This is a genomic window from Ensifer sp. KUDG1, assembly GCF_050434285.1.
Classification (GTDB): Bacteria; Pseudomonadota; Alphaproteobacteria; order Rhizobiales; family Rhizobiaceae; genus Ensifer.
On the sequence record NZ_JBNDIG010000007.1, the window covers coordinates 88,159 to 108,632 of the forward strand.

At 62.1% G+C, this 20,474-nt stretch carries 18 protein-coding genes; 8 read left to right on the forward strand and 10 right to left on the reverse strand.

Features of this window, described 5'->3' with window-relative positions; all coding sequences use genetic code 11:
• Positions 1 to 94 precede the first annotated feature (94 nt).
• Positions 95 to 2,200, reverse strand: coding sequence for a TonB-dependent receptor domain-containing protein (locus M2267_RS18330; RefSeq protein ID WP_429116028.1), 2,106 nt, complete (start codon positions 2,198 to 2,200; stop codon positions 95 to 97).
• A gap of 295 nt (positions 2,201 to 2,495) precedes the next feature.
• On the opposite strand from M2267_RS18330, the gene M2267_RS18335 reads away from it, so the two are divergent.
• Positions 2,496 to 3,404 carry an extensin family protein gene (locus M2267_RS18335; RefSeq protein WP_429116311.1) on the forward strand — a complete coding sequence of 303 codons (909 nt, stop codon included), beginning with the start codon at positions 2,496 to 2,498 and terminating at the stop codon, positions 3,402 to 3,404.
• Between the two features lie 19 nt (positions 3,405 to 3,423).
• Here the strand turns inward: M2267_RS18335 and M2267_RS18340 are convergent, their stop codons facing one another.
• Positions 3,424 to 3,876, reverse strand: a complete 453-nt coding sequence (locus M2267_RS18340) for a thioesterase domain-containing protein (RefSeq protein ID WP_429116030.1) — start codon at positions 3,874 to 3,876, stop codon at positions 3,424 to 3,426.
• 209 nt (positions 3,877 to 4,085) lie between these two features.
• Here M2267_RS18340 and M2267_RS18345 point away from each other — a divergent pair, with 209 nt between their 5' ends.
• A complete protein-coding gene (locus tag M2267_RS18345) occupies positions 4,086 to 4,595 on the forward strand; it encodes a DUF1993 domain-containing protein (RefSeq protein WP_429116032.1) in 510 nt (169 codons plus the stop codon).
• Between the two features lie 150 nt (positions 4,596 to 4,745).
• On the opposite strand, the gene M2267_RS18350 is transcribed toward M2267_RS18345, so the two are convergent.
• From M2267_RS18350 to M2267_RS18385, 8 genes are all read right to left on the reverse strand, one after another.
• Positions 4,746 to 6,425, reverse strand: coding sequence for a formate--tetrahydrofolate ligase (locus M2267_RS18350; protein WP_429116033.1), 1,680 nt, complete (start codon positions 6,423 to 6,425; stop codon positions 4,746 to 4,748).
• A 266-nt stretch (positions 6,426 to 6,691) separates the two neighbouring features.
• A complete protein-coding gene (locus M2267_RS18355) occupies positions 6,692 to 7,915 on the reverse strand; it encodes a DUF2333 family protein (protein WP_429116035.1) in 1,224 nt (407 codons plus the stop codon).
• Positions 7,916 to 7,918: 3 nt separating this feature from the next.
• The gene (locus tag M2267_RS18360) at positions 7,919 to 9,208 is read right to left on the reverse strand and encodes a DUF6638 family protein (RefSeq protein ID WP_429116037.1); all 1,290 of its coding nucleotides are present in this window, start codon (positions 9,206 to 9,208) and stop codon (positions 7,919 to 7,921) included.
• 19 nt (positions 9,209 to 9,227) lie between these two features.
• Positions 9,228 to 11,144 carry an AAA family ATPase gene (locus M2267_RS18365; RefSeq protein WP_429116038.1) on the reverse strand — a complete coding sequence of 639 codons (1,917 nt, stop codon included), beginning with the start codon at positions 11,142 to 11,144 and terminating at the stop codon, positions 9,228 to 9,230.
• Positions 11,145 to 11,146: 2 nt separating this feature from the next.
• Positions 11,147 to 12,295 (reverse strand): hypothetical protein, encoded by a 1,149-nt coding sequence (locus M2267_RS18370; protein ID WP_429116040.1) that lies wholly within the window; start codon positions 12,293 to 12,295, stop codon positions 11,147 to 11,149.
• A gap of 58 nt (positions 12,296 to 12,353) precedes the next feature.
• Positions 12,354 to 13,442, reverse strand: a complete 1,089-nt coding sequence (locus M2267_RS18375; RefSeq protein WP_060606673.1) for a hypothetical protein — start codon at positions 13,440 to 13,442, stop codon at positions 12,354 to 12,356.
• A 221-nt stretch (positions 13,443 to 13,663) separates the two neighbouring features.
• On the reverse strand, positions 13,664 to 14,065 hold the full coding sequence (locus tag M2267_RS18380) for a c-type cytochrome (RefSeq protein WP_192446940.1): 402 nt from the start codon (positions 14,063 to 14,065) through the stop codon (positions 13,664 to 13,666).
• 77 nt (positions 14,066 to 14,142) lie between these two features.
• Entirely contained in the window at positions 14,143 to 14,730 is a 588-nt protein-coding gene (locus M2267_RS18385) for a thymidine kinase (protein WP_192446941.1), read from the reverse strand.
• Between the two features lie 249 nt (positions 14,731 to 14,979).
• On the opposite strand from M2267_RS18385, the gene M2267_RS18390 reads away from it, so the two are divergent.
• The 6 genes from M2267_RS18390 (at position 14,980) to M2267_RS18415 (ending at position 20,433) form a co-directional block, all read left to right on the forward strand.
• Positions 14,980 to 15,936, forward strand: a complete 957-nt coding sequence (locus M2267_RS18390) for a choline ABC transporter substrate-binding protein (RefSeq protein ID WP_429116043.1) — start codon at positions 14,980 to 14,982, stop codon at positions 15,934 to 15,936.
• A gap of 83 nt (positions 15,937 to 16,019) precedes the next feature.
• Positions 16,020 to 16,865 carry a choline ABC transporter permease subunit gene (choW, locus tag M2267_RS18395; protein ID WP_043621105.1) on the forward strand — a complete coding sequence of 282 codons (846 nt, stop codon included), beginning with the start codon at positions 16,020 to 16,022 and terminating at the stop codon, positions 16,863 to 16,865.
• Positions 16,862 to 17,911: a choline ABC transporter ATP-binding protein gene (gene choV / locus M2267_RS18400; RefSeq protein WP_043621108.1), complete on the forward strand. Its 1,050-nt coding sequence runs from the start codon at positions 16,862 to 16,864 to the stop codon at positions 17,909 to 17,911. Before choW ends, choV begins: the two co-directional genes overlap by 4 nt.
• Before the next feature lie 91 nt (positions 17,912 to 18,002).
• On the forward strand, positions 18,003 to 18,746 hold the full coding sequence (locus M2267_RS18405) for a HugZ family protein (RefSeq protein ID WP_429116046.1): 744 nt from the start codon (positions 18,003 to 18,005) through the stop codon (positions 18,744 to 18,746).
• Between the two features lie 119 nt (positions 18,747 to 18,865).
• Positions 18,866 to 19,210, forward strand: a complete 345-nt coding sequence (locus M2267_RS18410; protein ID WP_043621113.1) for an ArsR/SmtB family transcription factor — start codon at positions 18,866 to 18,868, stop codon at positions 19,208 to 19,210.
• Between the two features lie 191 nt (positions 19,211 to 19,401).
• Entirely contained in the window at positions 19,402 to 20,433 is a 1,032-nt protein-coding gene (locus M2267_RS18415; RefSeq protein ID WP_429116048.1) for a Gfo/Idh/MocA family protein, read from the forward strand.
• Positions 20,434 to 20,474: the final 41 nt, after the last annotated feature.

Consider the following 20,474-nt stretch of genomic DNA (forward strand, 5'->3'; position numbering starts at 1 on the left):
ATGCGCAAGCGGGAAAGCGGCGCGCATCGTCACGGTTGCGTCAAAAAAAGAGGCGGCTCCGAAGAGCCGCCCGACTGGAATTGATCTGACCCTATCAGAACTTCGCCTTAGCCGTCACCAGGAACGTGCGGCCGCGGCCGGTATCGATCGTGCTGCCGGCGATCGTGCTCGACGACGGCGTGTAGGTCTTGTCGAACAGGTTCGTGACCTGCGCCGTGACTTCGAAGCCGTTTTCGAACTTGTAGTTGGCGAAAAGGTCCACCAGACCGTAGCCAGGCACGTTCGGCGGCGTGCGATTGATTTCGCCGACATAGGCGTTCGAAACGGCATAGAGACGCGTACCGACCGAAAGGCGCTGGTCCTCGAGGAAACGGGCGCCGAGCGTTGCGCTGATGATGTTTTCAGGCAGGTAGCTCTGGACGCCGAAGCCGTTGACCTGGCTCGGCAGCTTGCTGTCGGTGTAGGTATAGGCAAGGTCACCGAAGACGTAGCCGGCATCGTAGGCCGCCTGTAGTTCGAAGCCCTGGACGGTCGACGTGCCCGGGGTGTTGGCGAAGAAGATCTGGCGACCACCGTTGAGCAGGACGGCGGTGATGTAGTTGTCGATGCGGTTATGGAAGTAGTTGGCCTTCACCCGCAGGCTGTCGCTGGCGTCGAGCAGGCCGTCGAAGGCGAAGTTCGCACCGATTTCCCAGCCCTTGGACGTTTCCGGCTCGAGGAACGGATTGGGGAAGAACGACTGGCCCGAAGGACCCGGATGGGTGCCGCCGGCAAAGGTCTCGTTGACCGTCGGCGAACGCGAGGTTTCCGCGTAGGTCACGTAGGGCTGGAACCAGTCCGTCGGATTGAGCGCGACCGTGACGCTCGGGTTGAGGCGGCCATCGGACTTGTCGACCGTGTAGGGCCCGGCCGGAAGGCCGATCGGGTTGCCGGCAACGACGGCGCCGGAGCCATCGAGGCTGAAGTGATCCCACCTGAGGCCAGCCGTCAGATCCAACATGCCATAGGTGAAAGTCGTGTTGCTGAAGACGCCGGTGGTGGCATTGGTGCCGCTACCGTTGACGCCTGCGCCCGGCCGGGCCGTGCTGTTGATGACATCGTAATCGTCGCGGAAGTACTCGACGCCGTAGTTCGCCTTCACGGCAACGTCGCCAAGATCGAACAGCGAGGTGTTCGAGATGTCAAAGCCCTTGCCGGTGTCAGTGATGCGACGACCGGCCGCCGTGCCGCCGCCGCGAATGTCGGTGTCGTACTTCATCTTCAGCCGGTTCCAATAGGCATTGGCACGGAAGTCGATGAGTTCGTTGTCCGGCGTGTAGGCGTAGCTGGCCGAAACCGTCTGGTTCTTCACGTTCTGGAAATAGGAGTTCGCGAAGAAGTCGTTGTCGTAGGTGACGCCGGTAAGCTTGAACGTGTGGTCCTTGTCCGGCGTCACTTCAAACTTCAAGAGGCCCGAGAGAAGATCCTCCTCGGTGAAGGGAACCTCGACGCCGTTGCCGTTGTCGTAGTTGCCGGGATCGGCCTTGCTGATACCGCCAAGCACCGAGAAGACATCGTTGAAACGATAGGCGCCGATCAGCGACTCCGACCATCCGGCGCCGTTCGTGCCATAGGTTGCCGATGCGATACCGCCATAGTTCTTGCCGTCCTGGATCAGGTCCTCGACGTCATAGGTCTTGAAATTGACGGAACCGGCGAGCGCGCCACCGCCGACCCCGGTGACGGCGCCGCGCGTCACGTCAATTTCGGACAGGAACGCCGGATCGAAATAGGCAAAGCCCTGGGCTTCGTGACCGGTGAACCGGAAGTTCTGACGAACGCCGTCGATCATCATGTTGACGCGGCCGGACCCTTCAAAGCCACGAATGTTGACAGCAACACCCGGGTTCTGTGGATTGTTCGCCGTCGACGTTCCCGGAACGCCGCGCAGAAGGTCGTCGGTTTCCTGGCCCGACTGCAGATCGATCTGGTCCGAGGTGACGACGCTAACCGGGCCGGCCTTGGCATAAGGATCGCTCGTGCGCGAGCCCTTCGCCACGATCGGAGAGAGGTAGGTTTCGCCGGCCTTGGTCTCCTCGGCCTTTTTCTCTTCCGGCTTGGCCTGGGTTGTCGCGCTCTGCGCGAATGCGAGGGTTGCCGCGGAAAGTGCAAATGTTGTCGTGCAAGCCAAGAGAGCCAGGCGACGATGCCGGGTGAGCATGGACCAATCCTTTGATTTTCGGAGGCCGGGCTTGCTGTTGAGCGGCGAACTCAAGGGGCTGGCTGGGCGGTAGATTCTAGAGCGGCGCGACATGTCGTCGCCTCATTTATGCCGCATAAAAAACATGAGTGTTCTTGTCAACATACAAAGGCAGTTCCCACAATTTATGGGGTCGTGCCAATTCGAGGCGTTGCCAAACTGCAACGCTTTTGCCGAAGGCCGGATGAAACCAGATCCTGTTCCGTGCGTTCCCTTCCTTCCAGGCCCCGCTGCGGAGGCACGAGAAAGGAACCGGATGCGTCGCTCTTTTCCCTTGATCCTGCTGTCACTCCTGATCCTCACCGGCGCCAGCCTGCCGAAATCCGGACCGATCCCGCTAAAAAAGCCGCCAAGCGAGGCGGGAGAAAAAGAGGCTGCTCCAACACCCGAAGAGAAACCGGCGACGCCCACGGTCGGTGGCAAGGCCGATAAGCCAGAGGTGCCGGCTGGCGACGAACAGCCCGTGCCACAGCCAAAGCCCAAGGACGGGAGTGGTGGAGCGGCCGGGGATCAAAAGCCAGGCACGGACGGAAGGGGCCAGGCCGCCGACGAGAAGAAAGAAGAAAAACCCGCGCCGATCGTCTATCCGCCGGTAGAGGCGGAGAATGCCGCCGACTATGCAAAATGTGTCGCCGATCTGAAAGCAATCGGCGCGACCTTCGACGAAGCCAAGCGCATCGACGACGGCAAGGGCTGCGGCATCGACAAGCCGCTGGAGGTCACCAGCATTCTGCCCGACGTCACGCTCGCACCCAAGGGGCTGATGCGCTGCGAAACCGCGCTGGCGCTGGCGCGCTGGACAAAGGAGACCGCCCAGCCGGCCGCAGAAGTCGCCTTCGACAAAACCATCAAAATCAAGGCCCTGAACCAGGCATCGACCTATATCTGCCGCCTGCGCAACAATGCGACGACGGGCAAGATCTCCGAGCATGCCCACGGCAACGCCGTCGACATCGCCTCCTTCACTTTAAGCAACGGCAAAACGATCGCCATCCAGCCGCGCGACGAGGACGGCACCATGGACGGCGCCTTCCAGCGCGCGGTCACTGCGTCCGCCTGCCTCTACTTCAAGACCGTGCTCGACCCCGGCAGCGACGCCGCCCACGAGACGCATCTGCATCTCGACGTGATCGAACGCCGCAACGACTACCGCTACTGCCGCTAGGAGAACGGCTTGTCGGCCTTCAATCGTTTTCGTAGCCAAGGGCGACGAACTCGCCCTCGAAGCGACCGGCCACGCTGTCGCCGTCGAGGAGGTCGGCAACGACCACAGCCCGCGCCTTGCCCCGACGTTCGAGCAATCGCAGAAAGCCCGGCCATTGCCCGGGATCCGCCAGCGATGAGCGTGCGGAGAAGGCACCGGCCACCGGCTTCAGATAATCCATCCGGTTGCTCTGGATCACCAGCCGCGCAGCAACGTCGCCATTGCGCAACCGTACATGCAGCAGCGACCAGGCCGACAGGATCGCGAGCGCCGAGGCGCTGCCGCCGAACACCGTTTCGCGGTGGTTGATGTTGGGCGCAAGCGGGGCAGAGAGCAGCACGCGATCGTCCGCTACCGCATCCACCCGCACCTGCATCGCCGCCGAAAGCGGGATGTGGTTATGAAGATAGGCCTGAAGTTCCTCTGGTGTCATCGTGGCATCCCTGATGCGTTCCTGCCCGGATCAATGCACGAGACCACGTGTCCTGGCGAGAGACAGGCGCCTGCGTCCTAACGTCTCCCGCAAGCATCCTATAGCCCAAAAGATACCCGGCCGCGCGCCTTGCAGGAGCCCGCCCCTGCTCCCAAATACGGCGCGAGGAAAATCCACCCGTTTTGCGCCCCTTCTCAAGGAAATCTGTCATGGCATTGACGATGTACCAGCTCTCCATTCCCGCACTCGTTCGCGGCCTTGGTGTCCTCACCAGGCTGCTCGACAAGGCAGAGGCTTTCGCTCAGGAAAAAGGCATCTCCACGGACGATCTCGTCAACGCCCGGCTGGCGCCCGATATGCTGACGCTTGCCGGTCAGGTGCAGCGTGTCAGCGACACGAGCAAGGGTCTCGTCGGCCGACTGACGTCGATCGAAGTGCCTCGGTTCCCGGACGAGGAAAAGACGTTTGACGAGCTGCGCCAGCGCATCGCCAAGACTGCCGCCTTCCTTGAAACGGTGCGCCCTGTCGATCTCGAAGACAGCGACAGCCGCGAGGTCGTGCTCAACTTCCCGACGCTGAAGGTGACGCTCACGGGTGAGGAATACCTGCAGAAATTCGTGCTGCCGAACTTCTACTTCCACCTGACGACCGCCTACGACATCCTGCGCCACAACGGCGTCCCGGTCGGCAAGGCAGACTTCCTCAGCCTCACCGCCTAGTTTCCGCCGCGATAGAACCCGGACACCGCAACGCCACGCATCCACCCGGATGCGCGGCGTTGTTTTTCAGGCAGGCAGGAAGCGTTTTAAGTTATTGATTTGTTGCATGTCGTAATCGCAAAACCGCTGCGCACTTTTACGCGACATGCTCTAGAACAGCCCCTCGATGTAGCCCTGCTCGTTGAGGAAGATCTTTTCCGACGAGGGCACCTTCGGCAGGCCAGGCATCGTCATGATCTCGCCGGTGATCACCACGATGAAGCCGGCGCCGGCGGCCAGCCGCACCTCGCGGATCGGCACCGCATGGCCTGTCGGCGCGCCGCGCAGGTTCGGGTCGGTCGAGAAGGAATATTGCGTCTTGGCCATGCAGATCGGCAGATGGCCGTAGCCCTGATCCTCCCAGCTGCGCAGCTGGTCGCGCACCGACTTGTCGGCGATCACTTCGCTCGCATGATAGATGTCCTTGGCGATCGTCTCGATCTTGTGGAAGAGCGACATCTCGTCCGGGTACAGCGGCGAGAACTGCGAATGCCCGCCCTCGGCAAGTGCCGCTACCTTCACCGCCAGCTCCTCGATGCCGGCCGAGCCCCCGGCCCAATGGCGGCAGAGCACGGCTTCGGCACCGAGCGTCGCCACATAGTCCTTGATCGCCTGCACTTCGGCCTCGGTATCGGAGGTGAAGTGGTTGATCGCGACGATGACGGGAACGCCGAATTTCTTGACGTTCTGCACGTGCCGGCCGAGATTGGCGCAGCCTTTGCGCAGCGCCTCCAGGTTTTCCCGGCCGAGGTCGTCCTTCTTGACGCCGCCGTTCATCTTGATCGCGCGAACGGTCGCGACCAGCACCGCCGCATCGGGCTTCAGCCCGGCCTTCCGGCACTTGATGTCGAAGAATTTTTCCGCCCCGAGATCGGCGCCGAACCCCGCTTCGGTCACGACGAAATCGGCTAGCTTCAGCGCCGTCGTCGTCGCGACCACCGAGTTGCAGCCATGAGCGATGTTGGCGAAGGGACCGCCATGCACGAAGGCAGGATTGTTTTCGAGCGTCTGCACCAGGTTCGGCTGCATCGCATCCTTGAGCAGCACGGTCATTGCGCCATCGGCCTTGATGTCGCGCGCAAACACCGGGCTCTTGTCGCGGCGGTATGCGATGATGATGTTGCCGAGCCGCTGTTCCAGATCCTTCAAATCCCGCGACAGGCACAGGATCGCCATGACCTCGGAGGCAACGGTGATGTCGAAGCCGGTTTCGCGCGGATAGCCGTTGGCAACGCCGCCGAGCGAGCCGACGATGCTGCGCAGCGCTCGGTCGTTCATGTCCATCACCCGCCGCCAGGCGATGCGGCGGATGTCGATGTTCTGCTCGTTGCCCCAGTAGATGTGGTTGTCGATCAGCGCCGCCAGCAGATTGTGCGCCGAGGTGATCGCGTGGAAGTCGCCGGTGAAGTGGAGGTTCATGTCCTCCATCGGCACCACCTGCGCATAGCCGCCGCCGGCAGCGCCGCCTTTGACGCCGAAGCAGGGTCCGAGCGAGGCCTCGCGGATGCAGACGATCGCCTTCTTGCCGATGCGGTTGAGCCCGTCGCCAAGGCCGACGGTCGTCGTCGTCTTGCCCTCGCCGGCCGGTGTCGGGTTGATCGCCGTCACCAGGATCAGATGGCCGTTCTTCTTTTCGCGCTGCCTTGCGATGAAATCCGCGCCGATCTTCGCCTTGTCATGGCCATAGGGCAGCAGATCCTCTGCCGGTATGCCGAGCGCCGCGCCGATCTCCAGGATCGGCTTCTTCTTTGCGGCGCGCGCAATCTCGATATCGGACTTGACCTCCGTCATGACATGTCCCCTCCCCAGGGTCTTGTTTTCGTCCACGCCTTCCAAAGCGCGGTTCGCAATGCCTACAGCGCCGCGCGTCTCATCAGACGCTCAAAGGTCGCTGTAGCACTTTGATTTGCTGCATGTTTTTGTCCTTTGATCGAACTCGATCAAAGGAAACATGCAGTAAGCGGGAGGAGAAGACGTGTCTGCGGCTTCCGCCACATCCCGCTAACTCAAGATCGGCGGCGGCCGCCCTTTGGCGGCCGGCCACCTCGTTGTCTGCCTTAACGGGCGAGAATGTCGCGCATTTCGACGATGTTGGAGCGCACCCGCAACGTATAGAAGCCCATGGTCGCCAGATGCGTCGGCATGATCCAGCCCGCTTCCTCGCCATTGGAAATGATCCATGGCTGGATGCGGAGCGCCGCGCGCAGCTGCTTGATCGTTTCCGTCCAGATCGGCAACAGGCCGCGCTGGGCAACCACATTGTCGAAGTCGGCGCCGGCTGCCGAGAGAATCCCGTAATAGCCATAGAGCTGGCCATAGGCAAACCAGAAGCGGTCGTCCGCACGCGTGTCGAACCAGCCGCCATTGTGGTTTTCGGAGCGCTCGCGCAGGATCGCCGAGGTGTTGCCGAGGTCGTTGGCGACACGGTCGAGGAATTCGACGAGGTTGTCCGAGCGACCGTCAAAGATCGCCTCGCACTTGCTGAGCGTCGTGTTGAACGATCTCAGATCCTTCATCGCCGCCCGGTAGAAGCTCGGCGTCGGCGTCTTCGGGCCGAACGGATTGATGCCGAAATACCAGGTCTCTTCATCGAACTGCATGTTGCCGCGCGCGCTCTGCAGGGCGTTGTTGATGCCCGAGGTGCCACGCATGCGACCGAGCGAATCGACGAGTTCCACCGAGGTGCGGCGGATCGCCTGGTTGACCCCGCGCTGGAACGACGCCTTGTTGTCGAGCCAGGGCGTATCGTCCCAGTCGAGCCCGAAGAAGCCAAGCTTGTAGAGCAGCATCGACGAGATCCAGGCGTTCTCGTTGACGTTGAAGTCGATCAAATCAGCCGTGACATCGACGATGGCCGAGGTCTGGCAGACGGTGCCTGCCGGTAGCTGCACGGCCGCGAGCGCCTCCGGCGTCGATTCCATCGGCTGCGTGGCCACGCCCGCAAGATTGCTGGCGCCGCCGGTCGTCGACTGGCCTGTCGAGGTGGTACCGGGGCCGCTCATCGGCGAGCCGGCGGGCACCTTGCGTTCGGCCAGCTTGTAGCGATCGACATAGTCTTCGTTGAAGTTCGTCCACGCCTGGGTCTGCCAGATGAAGTAGCCGTAAAACAGGATCAGGCCGAGCAGGACGATGCCGATCGGTCCCTTGATGATCCAGCTGCGCTGACGATACCAGTTGCCGACCGCGACAAATGGCCAGAGCAGCCAGGCGACGGCGAGCCCGATGCCGCGGCCGATCGCGGTAAAGACACGCTGGAAAAACGCAACGATCGGGTCGAACATGTCCTATTCCTCTCTGAGGCCGTAAAGCTTGTGGCGGAAGGCCGCCTTGTCTTTCAGATATGTGCCGGTCAGCGTCGCCACAACATAGGCCTTGAAGCTTTCGCTATAACGCTCGTAGGCGTCATAGAAGCCTTGCTTGTCGAACACGAAGCGCGAGACGAAATCGCGGGGCACGAGTTGGGATATCAGCCGGTTGACCAGCCACTGGTCCGGATGGGCCGGTGCGGCGCGCACCAGCATGAAGCGGTTTGCCGGCGCCACGTCCTGCATCTTGATCGTGCCGGTCGCAGCGACCGTGCGGATCATCTCCTGCAGGAACGGATAGGCGCCGTCTTTCGCGACCGCGGCGGCATACCGATGCATCCAGGTCTGCAGCCAGATCCGGTCGGCATTGGCAAGATCGGCCGTCGGGTCGCTCTCGTTGATCAGCCCACGCACCACCATGTCGGCGCGGTGCTGATAAAGCCCTGACTCCTCGACCCAGGACGCCTGCGGCAGTTGCAGCCGCTTGGTCGAGGCGAGGAAGTCGTAGATCCGGGCGTGATCGTTGATGGCGATGTAGCTCACCTGCCACGGCCGCGAGCGGCGGAAGCCCGGCACGGAGGGGTCGCAGATGACCGTCGTCGTCTTGTGGTCGAGGAAGATGTAGACGCCGCCGAAGTGGTTGGCCCAGAACGCCTCATGGCGGAAAACGAGCTGATCCGGCACCAGCGCGTTCTGTCGGATGTCGCCGGTCTGCTTGGCAAGCTCGACCATGCGCGTCAGCATCTCGTCGTCGGCCCAGGCCGTCGGCACCTTCTTCAAGCGGTCGACGAGCCCGCGCAGTTCGGCCGCCTTGCCGAGCATGTCCTCGGCCGACAGCACCCGGAAGCGCACCTCGTTGATCGACAAGAGATCGTCGATGTCGTTTACGACCGAGACCGAATCCTCGATCTCGCCATAGAGCGCATCCTTGATGGTGATGGCGTTGATCGCACGGCTGTTGGCGTTGAAGAACTCGTGCATCAGCGCGGCGGTATTGGAGAAGCTCGTATGCACGCACGGCAGCTCCGCCTGTTCCGGCGTCATGATGATGAAACGACGGTTGACCCGGTTCGGATCGAGATAGTCACGATCCCCCAGCTCCTCGGCGATCTCGGGCGAAAACCCGGTCATGTCGATGCTGAACTGCGGCAGCGCCGTTGGACGCAGGCCGAAGCCTTCGAGCGCCTTGTTGTAGCGCGCGATCAGATGTGGCTCGGAAATATCGAGCAACCGTCCATAGATCAGTTCAGCTTCAAGCAGGCGGTTCATCTGTCAGTTTTTCCTAGCATCACCCCTGCCACCGGCCGTCGCGTTTCATCGCCTCGATCTCGCGGATCGCCTTTTCGCGCTGGCGCTCGCGACGGATGATGTCGGTGACGGCGGCATCGTCCGACTTGTCGGTGTAGCGGAACTCGCTGTCGGCGTAGCGGTTGATCTCCTGCAGCACCATGTCGATGGTGATCGGGCCGCGCAGCGCCTCGATCATCGCTTTTTTTTCATCATAGCCCTTGTGCATGAAGGAGCCGGCGTCCTTGAACCAGTCATCTGGCAGCTCCACATCCATGGCTCTGAGCTTGATCGCGTCGGTGATGTTCTTGATCGCCCGGCCGGTGAAGCGCGGCTCGGCCTCCTTGATCATGTGCAGATAGGCGCCGACATCGGCAAGCGAGCCGATCGCGCCCTTTTCCTTCTCGTAGCGCTCCCAGACGGCGACGAGACCATCCTCCTTCGGTCGCGCATGCTCGGCATAGGACTGCGCAACCGCGCGCTTGATCTCCTGGCCCTCGAACAGCTGGTGCTCGCCGAGCGGGATCTTGTGGTTCTTGCCGACGAGCAGCGCGAAGATGTCGATGTAGTCGTCCTCGGTCTGCGGCCCGTCAACCAGCCAGCGCGCGCCGGCGCGCTGGCGCAGCGCATCGTCGACATTTTCGGGGTGGTTGGAGAACATGCCGAAGGTGCAGTTGCCGCGCACCACCGTCGAGGCGCCGGCAAAGCTCTCCATCAGCACCGCCGTCACCTCGTGCTGACCGGCCGAAGCCCGGTCGTCCGACCGCTTGGCGGCAACCTGGTCGACATCGTCGATCGTGCCGAAGCCGATCGCCCGCGGATTGATGACGTTGTTGACGAATTCCTTGCAGTTCTGGCCGGACTTGCCCTGGTAGGAGGAGATCTGGTCGACGCCGAAGTTCTCGTAGTGGAAGGCGTAGCCGGCGATCTCGCAATAGTCGTTGAGCATGCCGGCAAGCATCTGGATCAGGATCGTCTTGCCGGTGCCCGGCATGCCGTCGCCGATGAAGGTGAAGAGAAAGCCGCCAAGCTCGACGAACGGGTTCATCTGCCGGTCGAAGTCGTAGGCCATCAGCATCTTGGCAAGCTTCAGCGCCTGATATTTGGCGATGTGGTTGCCGATGATCTCCTCGGGCTTCTTGAAGGTCATCACCAGCGGCTTGCGCTTCTGGCCGGGCGCGACGTCGAAACCGTTCAGCGTAAAATCGTCCTGGTCGAGCCGGATATGCACGTTGTCGAAGCTCTGCAGGCCGGTGAAGCGCGCCTTGCGGGCGATCAGCCCTTCGATCGCCACCCGCGAGAAGGCACGTGCCCGGGCCATCAGCGCCAGATCGTCCGGTGCTCCGGCAAGACCGCGGTCCAGCGCCGAGATCAGGCTCTTCAGCGCATCCTGCGGCGTATCAAAGAGAAAGTCTGGCTCGACCGCGTCGTCGACCGGCTCGCCCTCTCCTGCCAGCGTCGAGCCGAGATAGGCCGCAAGGGTGAACGCCGAGACATAGGCCGACGCCGAAAGCAGCGCCTTGAACTGGTTGGCCTCGTCTCCGGCAAGCGGCGACGTCGCATTTTTCGCCTGCAACTGCTCGAGGTTCGTCTGGCGCGCAAAGACGTCGGCGACGGCCAGCGCCACCTGGATGCCGCGGCGCGTGCGATAGAGCAGCGCATGCTGGGCCGGCGACAGCATGGGGTCGCCCTGGCGCACAGCCTGAACCGTCTTGGTCAACTCGACTTCGCGCGTGCGCCGCTGGCCGCCGGTCGAAACCGTGGACACGAAGCGGCGCCCGGTGCCAGCAAGCGTCGTGCCGGCGGCTGGATCATCGCGTTCCAGAATGATGAGTTTGGTCACCAGCCCCTGCGCCACCGCCTGGTGCTTGGCGATCTCGTCCTCGCGCAGCGTCGTCAGCCCGGTATTGAGTGTCATCGTCAAACCTCGCTCACGACCTGGTTGCCGGAAATGACGTGGACCTTGTAGTCGCCGAACACCTGTTCCGCCTCGCCGGCGGCATAAAGCGCCTGATAGGCGTCGTGCGGCACCAGCGCGTGCTTCTCGTAGGATGAGACCCCCATACGCGTCGCTTCCAGATTGGCGGTATCGATGTGGAATTCCTCCTGCGCCGAGGTCGACGACCAGAAGCCGCGCTTGGCCGGTCGCTCCGATTTCGAGAAGACCTCCTGCACCGTCCAGGTCAGAAGCCAGGCATTCTCGGTCTTGCGTACCTTGGAAAGGATATCGTTGATGCGCGCATTGTTCTCGGTGATCCCGGCCGAATAGAACGGCCCGAGCACGATGCGGCGCAACTGCTTCGGGTGTAGTTCCTCGAAATCCTTGTCGAGATTGGTGGCGATCGTCACCGGCGTCAGTGAGTAGCTGCTGTTCTTCGAGGCAAAATCGTCGAAACGGCTGGCGAGATCCGGATTGAGCAGGCCGCCGACCGGCAGCGGGATCTCCACCTGCGGGTTGAGCTTGCCATCGGCAGTCACCAGCATGTCGACGATCTTTTCCGAGGAGTCCTCGATCGTCGCCATATAGACCATCGGCAGGGTGTTCGCCCCGTCGAAGGCGCCCCAGCTCACCACGTAATAGGGCCGCATCGTCTTGGAATTGACGGCGACACGGATGGTCTCCGGCAGGATGAACGGCGAAAAAATCTCGCCCTTGCCGATCTGCTCCAGATAGAGCCGTTCGGCCATGCGCGTCTGCAACGCTTCGGGGAAGGCCTTCTGCCTCAGGATGAAATCGACCATCTCGTCGCGCAGCGCATCGGCCGAAGGAATATCGGCAAGGCGCTTCGTCGCCGTCTGGCGATCGTTCTCCAGTTCGAGCACGTTCTGAAAGACGGGAAAGCCGCTTTCGGCGCGCGAAATCCGGAACTGGTCAACGAAGCCGATCCGGTTCTCCCAGCAGTCGATCGAGGCCTTCAGCCGGCCAAGATAGGGAACGATCACTTCACCGACGACAGTGTTGCGATAGAGCGGCGAGTTGCGATCGCCGAGAAAGAGCTCAAGCCCGGCGAGCGCCGCATGGATCGACGCAAAATACTGTGCGACAGCGGATGAAGCCGCGACCTTCATGCAAATCCCCGTGGCGCGCGCCGAAAGGCAAACTCGGTTCGGATCATGCGCCGTCCGTTCACTGCTTCACGTAGTTGGCAGTGTTGTGCTTGTCCATGACAGCCTGGAAGCGGCGGGCGAAAGCGTCGTCGGCGAGCTTCTTGCGGCGCTGGATATCCTGCGTCGAAAGCATGTTCTTTTCATGCATTTCCAGGAGATCGCCGATGTGGCGCTGGGCCGCGGCACCGATGCCGGCCATCGTTTCCTCGGCCGCCGTGTCGACCTGGCTGCCGAGCGTGTTGATCTTGTGGGCGACGTCCTGCTGGGCTGCCGTTTTCAGCGAGTCTTCCAGCGCCTTGTAGAGCACGATGCGCTGCTCGGTGTCGATCGTCAGCTTGTTGATCAGCGTGTTCTGCGCCGCGATCTGGTTGTTGAGCGAATCGACGAAAGTCTGGAACATCGAGGTGTAGCGTTCGAGCGTCTGGCTCTCGGCAAGCAGTTCCTGCTCCTTGGCCTGCTTCTCGTTATATTCGGTCGCCAGCGCCGAGCGCTCGCCCTCAAGCTCGGTGCGCACCTTCTGCTCGGTCGAGGCGGCGATGCGGTTTTCGATGTCGAGCAGCAGCGGGTTCAGCTCCTCGATGCGCTTCTGCACCGCTTCAAGGTTCGCCATCGTGCCCTTGCGGCGCTCGATCACCTGGATCAGGCTCTGCTCAGAAGTCTTGTAACGCTGGTCGAGGATCGACTTCTGTTCCTTGAGGATGCCGACGATCATGTCGGACTTCGACAACAGTTCCTGCAGGTTGCCGGCAAGCGACATGTTGCGCACGCGGTCGGTGCGCATGCGCTGCATCTTCTGCTTGGAGAAGATGCCGATGAACTTCTCGTAGCCCGTATAGTTCTTCATGCTCTCGAATTCGGAGCCGAAGACATTGGTCGCATCCTCAAGGCCGATGATCAGGTCGGCGATGTTGGCTTCCATCACCTTTTGCTGGTTGATCACGTCCTGGATCCGGGCGTTCTCGATGTCGAAATTGACGTCGCCGAGCTTGGTTTCGGCCTTGGCGAATTGCTCGAGCACGACGCCGGATTGTTCGAGCTTGCCGCGCATCTGTTCGACAACGCCCTTCGTCTTTTCGATCTCCGCGTCAAAATTCTGAAGAGTCGCCATGTCCTGCCCCTCGGTCCACCGTGGCGATATCCGCCAGCCCGGCTGAATTATTCAGCCTTCGATTGCAGTTATATAAAGGGTGTTTACCGAAAGAGAACAAGCCTTTCCCGGCAGCTTTTTGATCAGCCACCACAGCGAAGTGCTTGAGATATCGACGGCATTGCCGCGCGCAAGCCGAGGAAAAGCGGGAAACGGTTTTCCGTCCGGAACCTCCGTCGTCCCTATTTGGCAGCCGGCGGCGCTTTCAGGTAGGCAATCACGTCGGCAATGTCCTGCGGCTTTTTCAAACCCACAAAAGCCATCTTGGTGGCACCGACCATTGCCTTGGGGCTCAGCAGATACTCGCTGAGCGTCGCCTCGTCCCAGACATGACCCTCGGCGCCGAAGGCCTTCATCGCGTCGGAGTAATTGTAATCGGCAACGGATGCGGCCGGGCGTCCGACGACGCCCATCAGGCTCGGGCCGACCCGGTTTGTCGGTTCGCTTGCGGTGTGACAGGCGGCGCATTTGCGAAAGACGGCAGCGCCGGCCGTGGCATCGCCACCGGCATGGGCGACCGTTGCGCCGAGAGAGAACGTGCCAAGACAGAGTGTGATGGAAAGGCTGGTGACGAGACGCAACATCGAAGACCCCTGGCGTGCGATAGAGGCGAACAATGGCATCGCGCATGTGGCGGTTTCAAGCCGCCACGACGCCGCACTCACTCGCAGCGCATCAGGTCGTCCCAATGCCGCCGGCAATAGGAGACGTATTTCTCGTTGCCGCCGACCTCGACCTGGGCGCCCTCGCGCACGACCTTGCCCTGCCCGTCCAGGCGCACGACCATGGTCGCCTTGCGGCCGCAATGGCAGATGGTGCGCACCTCGCGCAGTTCGTCGGCAATCGCCAGCAGCGCCATCGAGCCCGGAAAGAGCTTGCCCTGGAAATCCGTACGCAGGCCATAGGCCATGACCGGAATGCCGATGCGGTCGGCGACGCGGGCAAGCTGCCAGACCTGCCCTTCGTTGAGGAACTGCGCCTCGTCGACGAAGACACAGGCGATCTCGCCTTCACCATCCCGGTGCAGCCGGTCGATCAGCCCGAAGAGATCATCGTCGCCGTGAAAGGGAATGGCGTCCGCGCCGAGACCGATGCGCGAGGAAATGCGGCCGACCCCTCCCCGGTCGTCATGGGCGGCGATCAGCATCACCACGCGCATGCCGCGCTCCTGGTAGTTGTAGGAGGCCTGCAGCAGCATCGTGCTCTTGCCCGCATTCATCGTCGCATAGCTGAAATAGAGTTTGGCCATTGTCACCGCGTCCGGTTTTTCCGTTTTCCGGGTAATGACGAGGCTTGGCCGGGAAGGCCAGAGCCCGTTTGCAGCACCCACAGTTTTTCGGCGGACTAGACCATTTCGTGGACATTGCGACATCGAGCGTCGCATCGTGCACCCCGCCAGCATATTGACGCAATACACTTCCTTCGACATCAAAGCGCTTGAATTCGCTATCCAATGGTGTTTGGCTAAAACAATAATCGAGGCAGGGGAACGACAACGATGAAAAAACGACTCTCTCTCAAACTGATGCTGGCAGGCGCCGTTTCGGTCGTCGCCATCACCGCTCAGCAGGCTGCAGCTGCCGAGCCGGAAAGCTGTGGCACCGTCCGTTTCTCCGACGTCGGATGGACGGATATCACCGCGACCACAGCCACTGTTTCCACCGTTCTCAAGGGCCTCGGCTACCAGACGGACATCAAGGTTCTCTCGGTTCCGGTCACCTACACCTCGCTCAAGAACAAGGACATCGACGTCTTCCTCGGCAACTGGATGCCGACCCAGGAAAACGATGTACGTCCCTTCCTCGACGACAAGTCGGTCGAATCCTTCGGGCCGAACCTGGTCGGTGCCAAATATACGCTCGCGACCAACGCCAAGGGCGCCGAGCTCGGCATCAAGGACTTCAAGGACATCGCCGCCAAGAAGACCGAACTCGACAGCAAGATCTATGGCATCGAGCCAGGCAATGACGGCAACCGCCTGATCATCGACATGGTCGACAAGGACACCTTCGGCCTCAAGGGCTTCGAGGTTGTCGAATCCTCCGAACAGGGCATGCTGGCGCAGGTCGCCCGCGCCGAAAAGGACGGAGCGCCGGTCGTCTTCCTCGGCTGGGAACCGCATCCGATGAACGCCAACTTCAAGCTCACCTACCTCTCGGGTGGCGACGACATCTTCGGCGCCAACTTCGGCGGCGCGGAAGTCTTCACCAACGTGCGCGCCGGTTACACCACCGAATGCCCGAACGTCGGCAAGCTTTTGACGAACCTCAAGTTCTCGCTCCAGATGGAAAACGAGATCATGGGCAAGATCCTGAACGACGGCCAGGAGCCAGACAAGGCAGCTGCGGAATGGCTGAAGGCCAACCCGACCGCCGTCGATCCGTGGCTTGCCGGCGTGACCGCCAAGGATGGCGGCGACGGCCTTGCCGCAGTCAAGGCCGCACTCGGCCTCTGATCGGCATCAAGGCGGGGGAAATCCCCGCCTTTTTTCACCGCGTCATGCGCCCCTTTTTGACCTGACGAGACGGATTTACCTTCGTGGAATATCTGACCGAGAACCGCATCCCCATCGGGGGCTGGGCCAAGGCATTCGTCGACTGGCTGACGACGAATTTCGATTTCTTCTTCGACCAGCTCGCCCGCTTCCTTCAGGCCGTCGCCGATACGCTGCTTTGGGTCCTTTACGCCCCCCACCCGCTGATCGTCGTGGCCGTCATCACCGGGCTCGCCTGGTGGTTCCGCCGCTCGATCGGCATAACGCTGTTCACCGGCCTTGGCCTGCTCCTGATCATCAACCAGGGCTACTGGAAGGAAACGACGGAAACGCTGGCGCTTGTGCTCGCCGCCACCGCCGTGAGCATGGCCGTCGGGGTGCCGCTCGGCATCGCCGCCGCCCGTCGCCCCTGGGTCTATGCCGTCATGCGACCGATCCTCGACCTGATGCAGACGATCCCGACCTTCGTCTACCTCATCCCGGCGCTGATCCTGTTTGGTCTCGGCATGGTTCCGGGCCTGATCGCCACGGTCATCTTCGCCATCCCCGCACCCATCCGCCTCACCCGCCTCGGCATCATATCGACGCCGCCGTCGCTGGTGGAAGCCGCACAGGCCTTTGGCGCGACGCCCGGCCAGGTGCTGCGCAAAGTGGAGCTGCCCTTTGCCATGCCGCAGATCATGGCTGGCCTGACCCAGACCATCATGCTGTCGCTATCGATGGTGGTCATCGCCGCGCTGGTCGGCGCCAGCGGCCTCGGCGTTCCGGTCGTGAGAGCCTTGAACACGGTCAACATCGCCAAGGGCTTTGAAGCCGGCCTTTGCATCGTCATCCTGGCGATCATTCTCGACCGCCTTTTCCGCTCGTCCGACGAAGGAGAAGGCGCATGACCAACGCCGTCGTATTCAAGAACGTCGACATCATCTTCGGCAACAACCCGCAGACGGCGCTGCAGATGGTCGACCAGGGCAAGACCCGCGACGAGATCGGCGCTGCGACCGGCCTCGTGCTCGGCGTCGCCGGCGCCTCGCTCGAAATCACCGAGGGCGAGATCCTGGTGCTGATGGGCCTTTCGGGGTCGGGCAAGTCGACGCTGCTTCGCGCCGTCAACGGCCTCGCACCCGTCGTTCGCGGCGACGTCGAGGTCAAGACTGCGAACGGGCCGCTCAACCCTTATCGAACCAATGCGAAGTCGCTGCGCGACTTCCGCATGCACACGGTCTCGATGGTGTTCCAGCAGTTCGCACTCCTGCCGTGGCGCACCGTCGCCGACAATGTCGGCTTCGGGCTTGAGCTTGCCGGCATGCCGGATGCCGAGCGCAAGGCGCGCGTCGGCGAGCAGCTCGAACTCGTCAACCTCTCGAAATGGGCAGGCCGAAAGGTCAATGAGCTCTCAGGCGGCATGCAGCAGCGGGTCGGCCTTGCCCGCGCCTTTGCGACCGGCGCACCGATCCTTCTGATGGACGAGCCGTTCTCGGCCCTCGATCCGTTGATCCGCACCCGCCTGCAGGACGAGTTGCTGGAGTTCCAGCGGCGGCTGAAGAAGACGATCATCTTCGTCAGCCACGATCTCGACGAAGCCTTCCGCATCGGCAACCGCATCGCCATCATGGAGGGCGGGCGCATCATCCAGTGCGGGACGCCGCAGGATATCGTCAAGAACCCGGCGAACCAGTATGTCGCCGATTTCGTCCAGCACATGAACCCGATCACCATGCTGACGGCGAAAGATGTGATGCAGACCGGCGTCCAGCGCGGAGTGACGGTTGCCGGCGTGACAGCGACAGCCAAGCCGACGACACCGCTCGTCGACATTCTCGACGCCATGTCCCGCCAGCCGGGCAGCATCGGGGTCGTCGACAACGGTTCGGTGGTCGGCACCATCGACGCCCAGGATATCGTGCAAGGGCTGACGCGCCACCGCAACAAAAGTTGACGGCGCCCCTCAACAAGCCAATAAAGCCCGGAGCGTCGTTCCGGGCTTTTTCGTCCCGGCGACGACCGCATGGCAGGAAAAGGGAAAGACCATGAGCGACAAGCCGAACGTTTTGCGCGACACCGACGACGAAGCCCGCACGCTGGCCCGCACACTTCTGCGCGGCGCGCGCAGCGCATCGCTTGCGGCGATCGAGCCGGAGAGCGGAGGTTTCCCCTTCGTCAGCCGCGTGCTCGTCGGCATGGATGTCGACGGGGTGCCGGTCATCCTGATCTCGAAACTGTCGACCCACACCCAGGCGCTGCTGGCCGACGCCAGGGCCTCGCTTCTGACGGGCGAGCCCGGCAAGGGCGATCCGCTCGCCCATCCTCGCCTGACCGTACAATGCACGGCCGAACAGGTGGTGCGCGACAGCGAGGCGCATGTCCGAATCCGCGAGCGATTCGTTCGCCGCCACCCCAAGTCGAAGCTTTACGTCGATTTTCCCGATTTCGGCTTCTTCCGGCTGACGCCGCTGCGTGCCAGCCTCAATGGCGGCTTCGGCCGCGCCTATGTTCTGACCGCCGGGGACCTGCTCATCGACACGCCCGCCGTCGCTTCGCTCGCCGCGATGGAGGCGAACGCGATCGATCATATGAATACGGATCATACTGACGCAGTTCAGCGCTATGCGGTGACGCTTTGCAAAGCGCCGGAAGGCAACTGGAAAGTGGTGGGTATCGACGCCGCAGGGCTCGATCTTGCAGATGGCGATCAGCTAAAACGCCTTGAGTTCCCGACACCTATCGAAGAAAGTTCCAATTTACGGGCAATTTTGCGTGAACTTAACGGTTAATCGCGGGAGAAGTACCCCCATTTCTTGCAGTGGGTGGTTGCCCTTTTATGCATCACGACTAATTATCGTGCTTCGTCAACCATAACTACGTGTGATGTAATTTTCGCATGGAGCACGCAATGCAGCCACTTTCGCCTGAAAAACACGATGAAGCCGAGGTAGCAGCCGGTTTCCTCTCGGCCATGGCAAACCCTAAGCGCCTACTCATCCTCGATTCCCTCGTCAAGGAAGAGATGGCGGTCGGCGCATTGGCCAACAAGGTTGGGCTGAGCCAATCGGCTCTCTCCCAGCATCTTTCTAAGCTCCGTGCTCAGAATCTCGTCAGCACCCGTCGCGATGCGCAGACGATTTACTATTCTAGCTCATCCGACGCGGTCATGCGGATTCTAGGCACGCTCAATCAAATCTACGGTGACGACCAGATCGCCACTGCAGAAAAGACTCCGGTCCGCAAATCGGCCTGATACCCGGTCCGCATCTGCGGACCCGTTCGAACAGCCCCACACGAGAAATCGCGCGGGGCTTATTCTTTGGCGGATAGTCTTCCCGATTTTGCACGTGAAAGGTGCCGGCACTCGCCGGCATTTACCGAGCCTTGAGACTTCCGGGGCACGATGCGCCGCGACAGAAAAAGCCGGAAAGCGGACATCGGGATATGCGTGACAAGGTCCGCTGGGGCATCGCCGGAACCGGCACGATCGCAAACAGTTTTGCCGCAGACTTCCGCTTCGCACACCATGCGAGCCTTGTCGCCGTCTCATCCCGCAGCGCGCAGAAGGCCGAGAGCTTCGCTGCGCGTTTCGGCGGCCTGCGCAGCTATCACGGTATCGAGGCACTGGCCACCGCTCCCGATATCGACGCGATCTATATCGCCTCACCCAATGCCGAGCACCTTCAGCAGGCCACCCTGGCGCTCGCCGCCGGCAAGGCCGTGCTGGTCGAAAAGCCGCTGACGACGTCGTCGGCCGACGCGCGCGCGCTCGCAACCGCCGCCGGCGGCACCTTTGCCATGGAGGCGCTCTGGACCTGTTTTCTTCCGGCGATATCCAGGGTTCGCGACTTGCTCGCTGTCGGAACGCTCGGCACGATCCGCCATGTCAGGGCGGAACTCGCCTATGAGAAACCGTTCGACGCCGGCAGCCGGTTCTTCGATCCGGCGCTCGGCGGTGGGTCGCTGCTCGACCTCGGGATTTATCCGATTGCCCTTTGCCTCAATCTGTTCGGCGACCCCGCGTCCGTCGACGGCTCGTGGAAGCGCGCGCCGACCGGCGTCGACACTTCGGCCAAGGTCAAGCTGGCCTATGAGGGCTTTGACGCCGCGCTCGGCTGCGGCTTCGATCGAAACGGCCACAATCGCTTCGTCATCGAGGGCGAGCGCGGCACGCTGGTGATCGACGCGCCGTTTCTGAAGGCAAGCCGCCTCTTCGTTTCCACCGGCGGACCGGCGCGCAAGCTGCTGGCTTTCAACGGAAAAGCGGCCTACCGGCTAGCCCGGCATCTCCCCCTGCCCGGCCTCACCCGCCACGACCATCACTTCCCCGGAAGCGGCCTGCAGTTCGAGATCGAGGCGGCAAGCACAGCCATTCTCGAGGGTCGCGACGAACATCCGTCAATGCCGCTATCGGCCAGCATAAAGGCCCTGGAAATCATCGAGACGATCCGCGCAAAGACGCCGGACGCCGGATAAGCCTGCGCCGAAACGGAACCGGTGCGGTGCCGACACTGCGC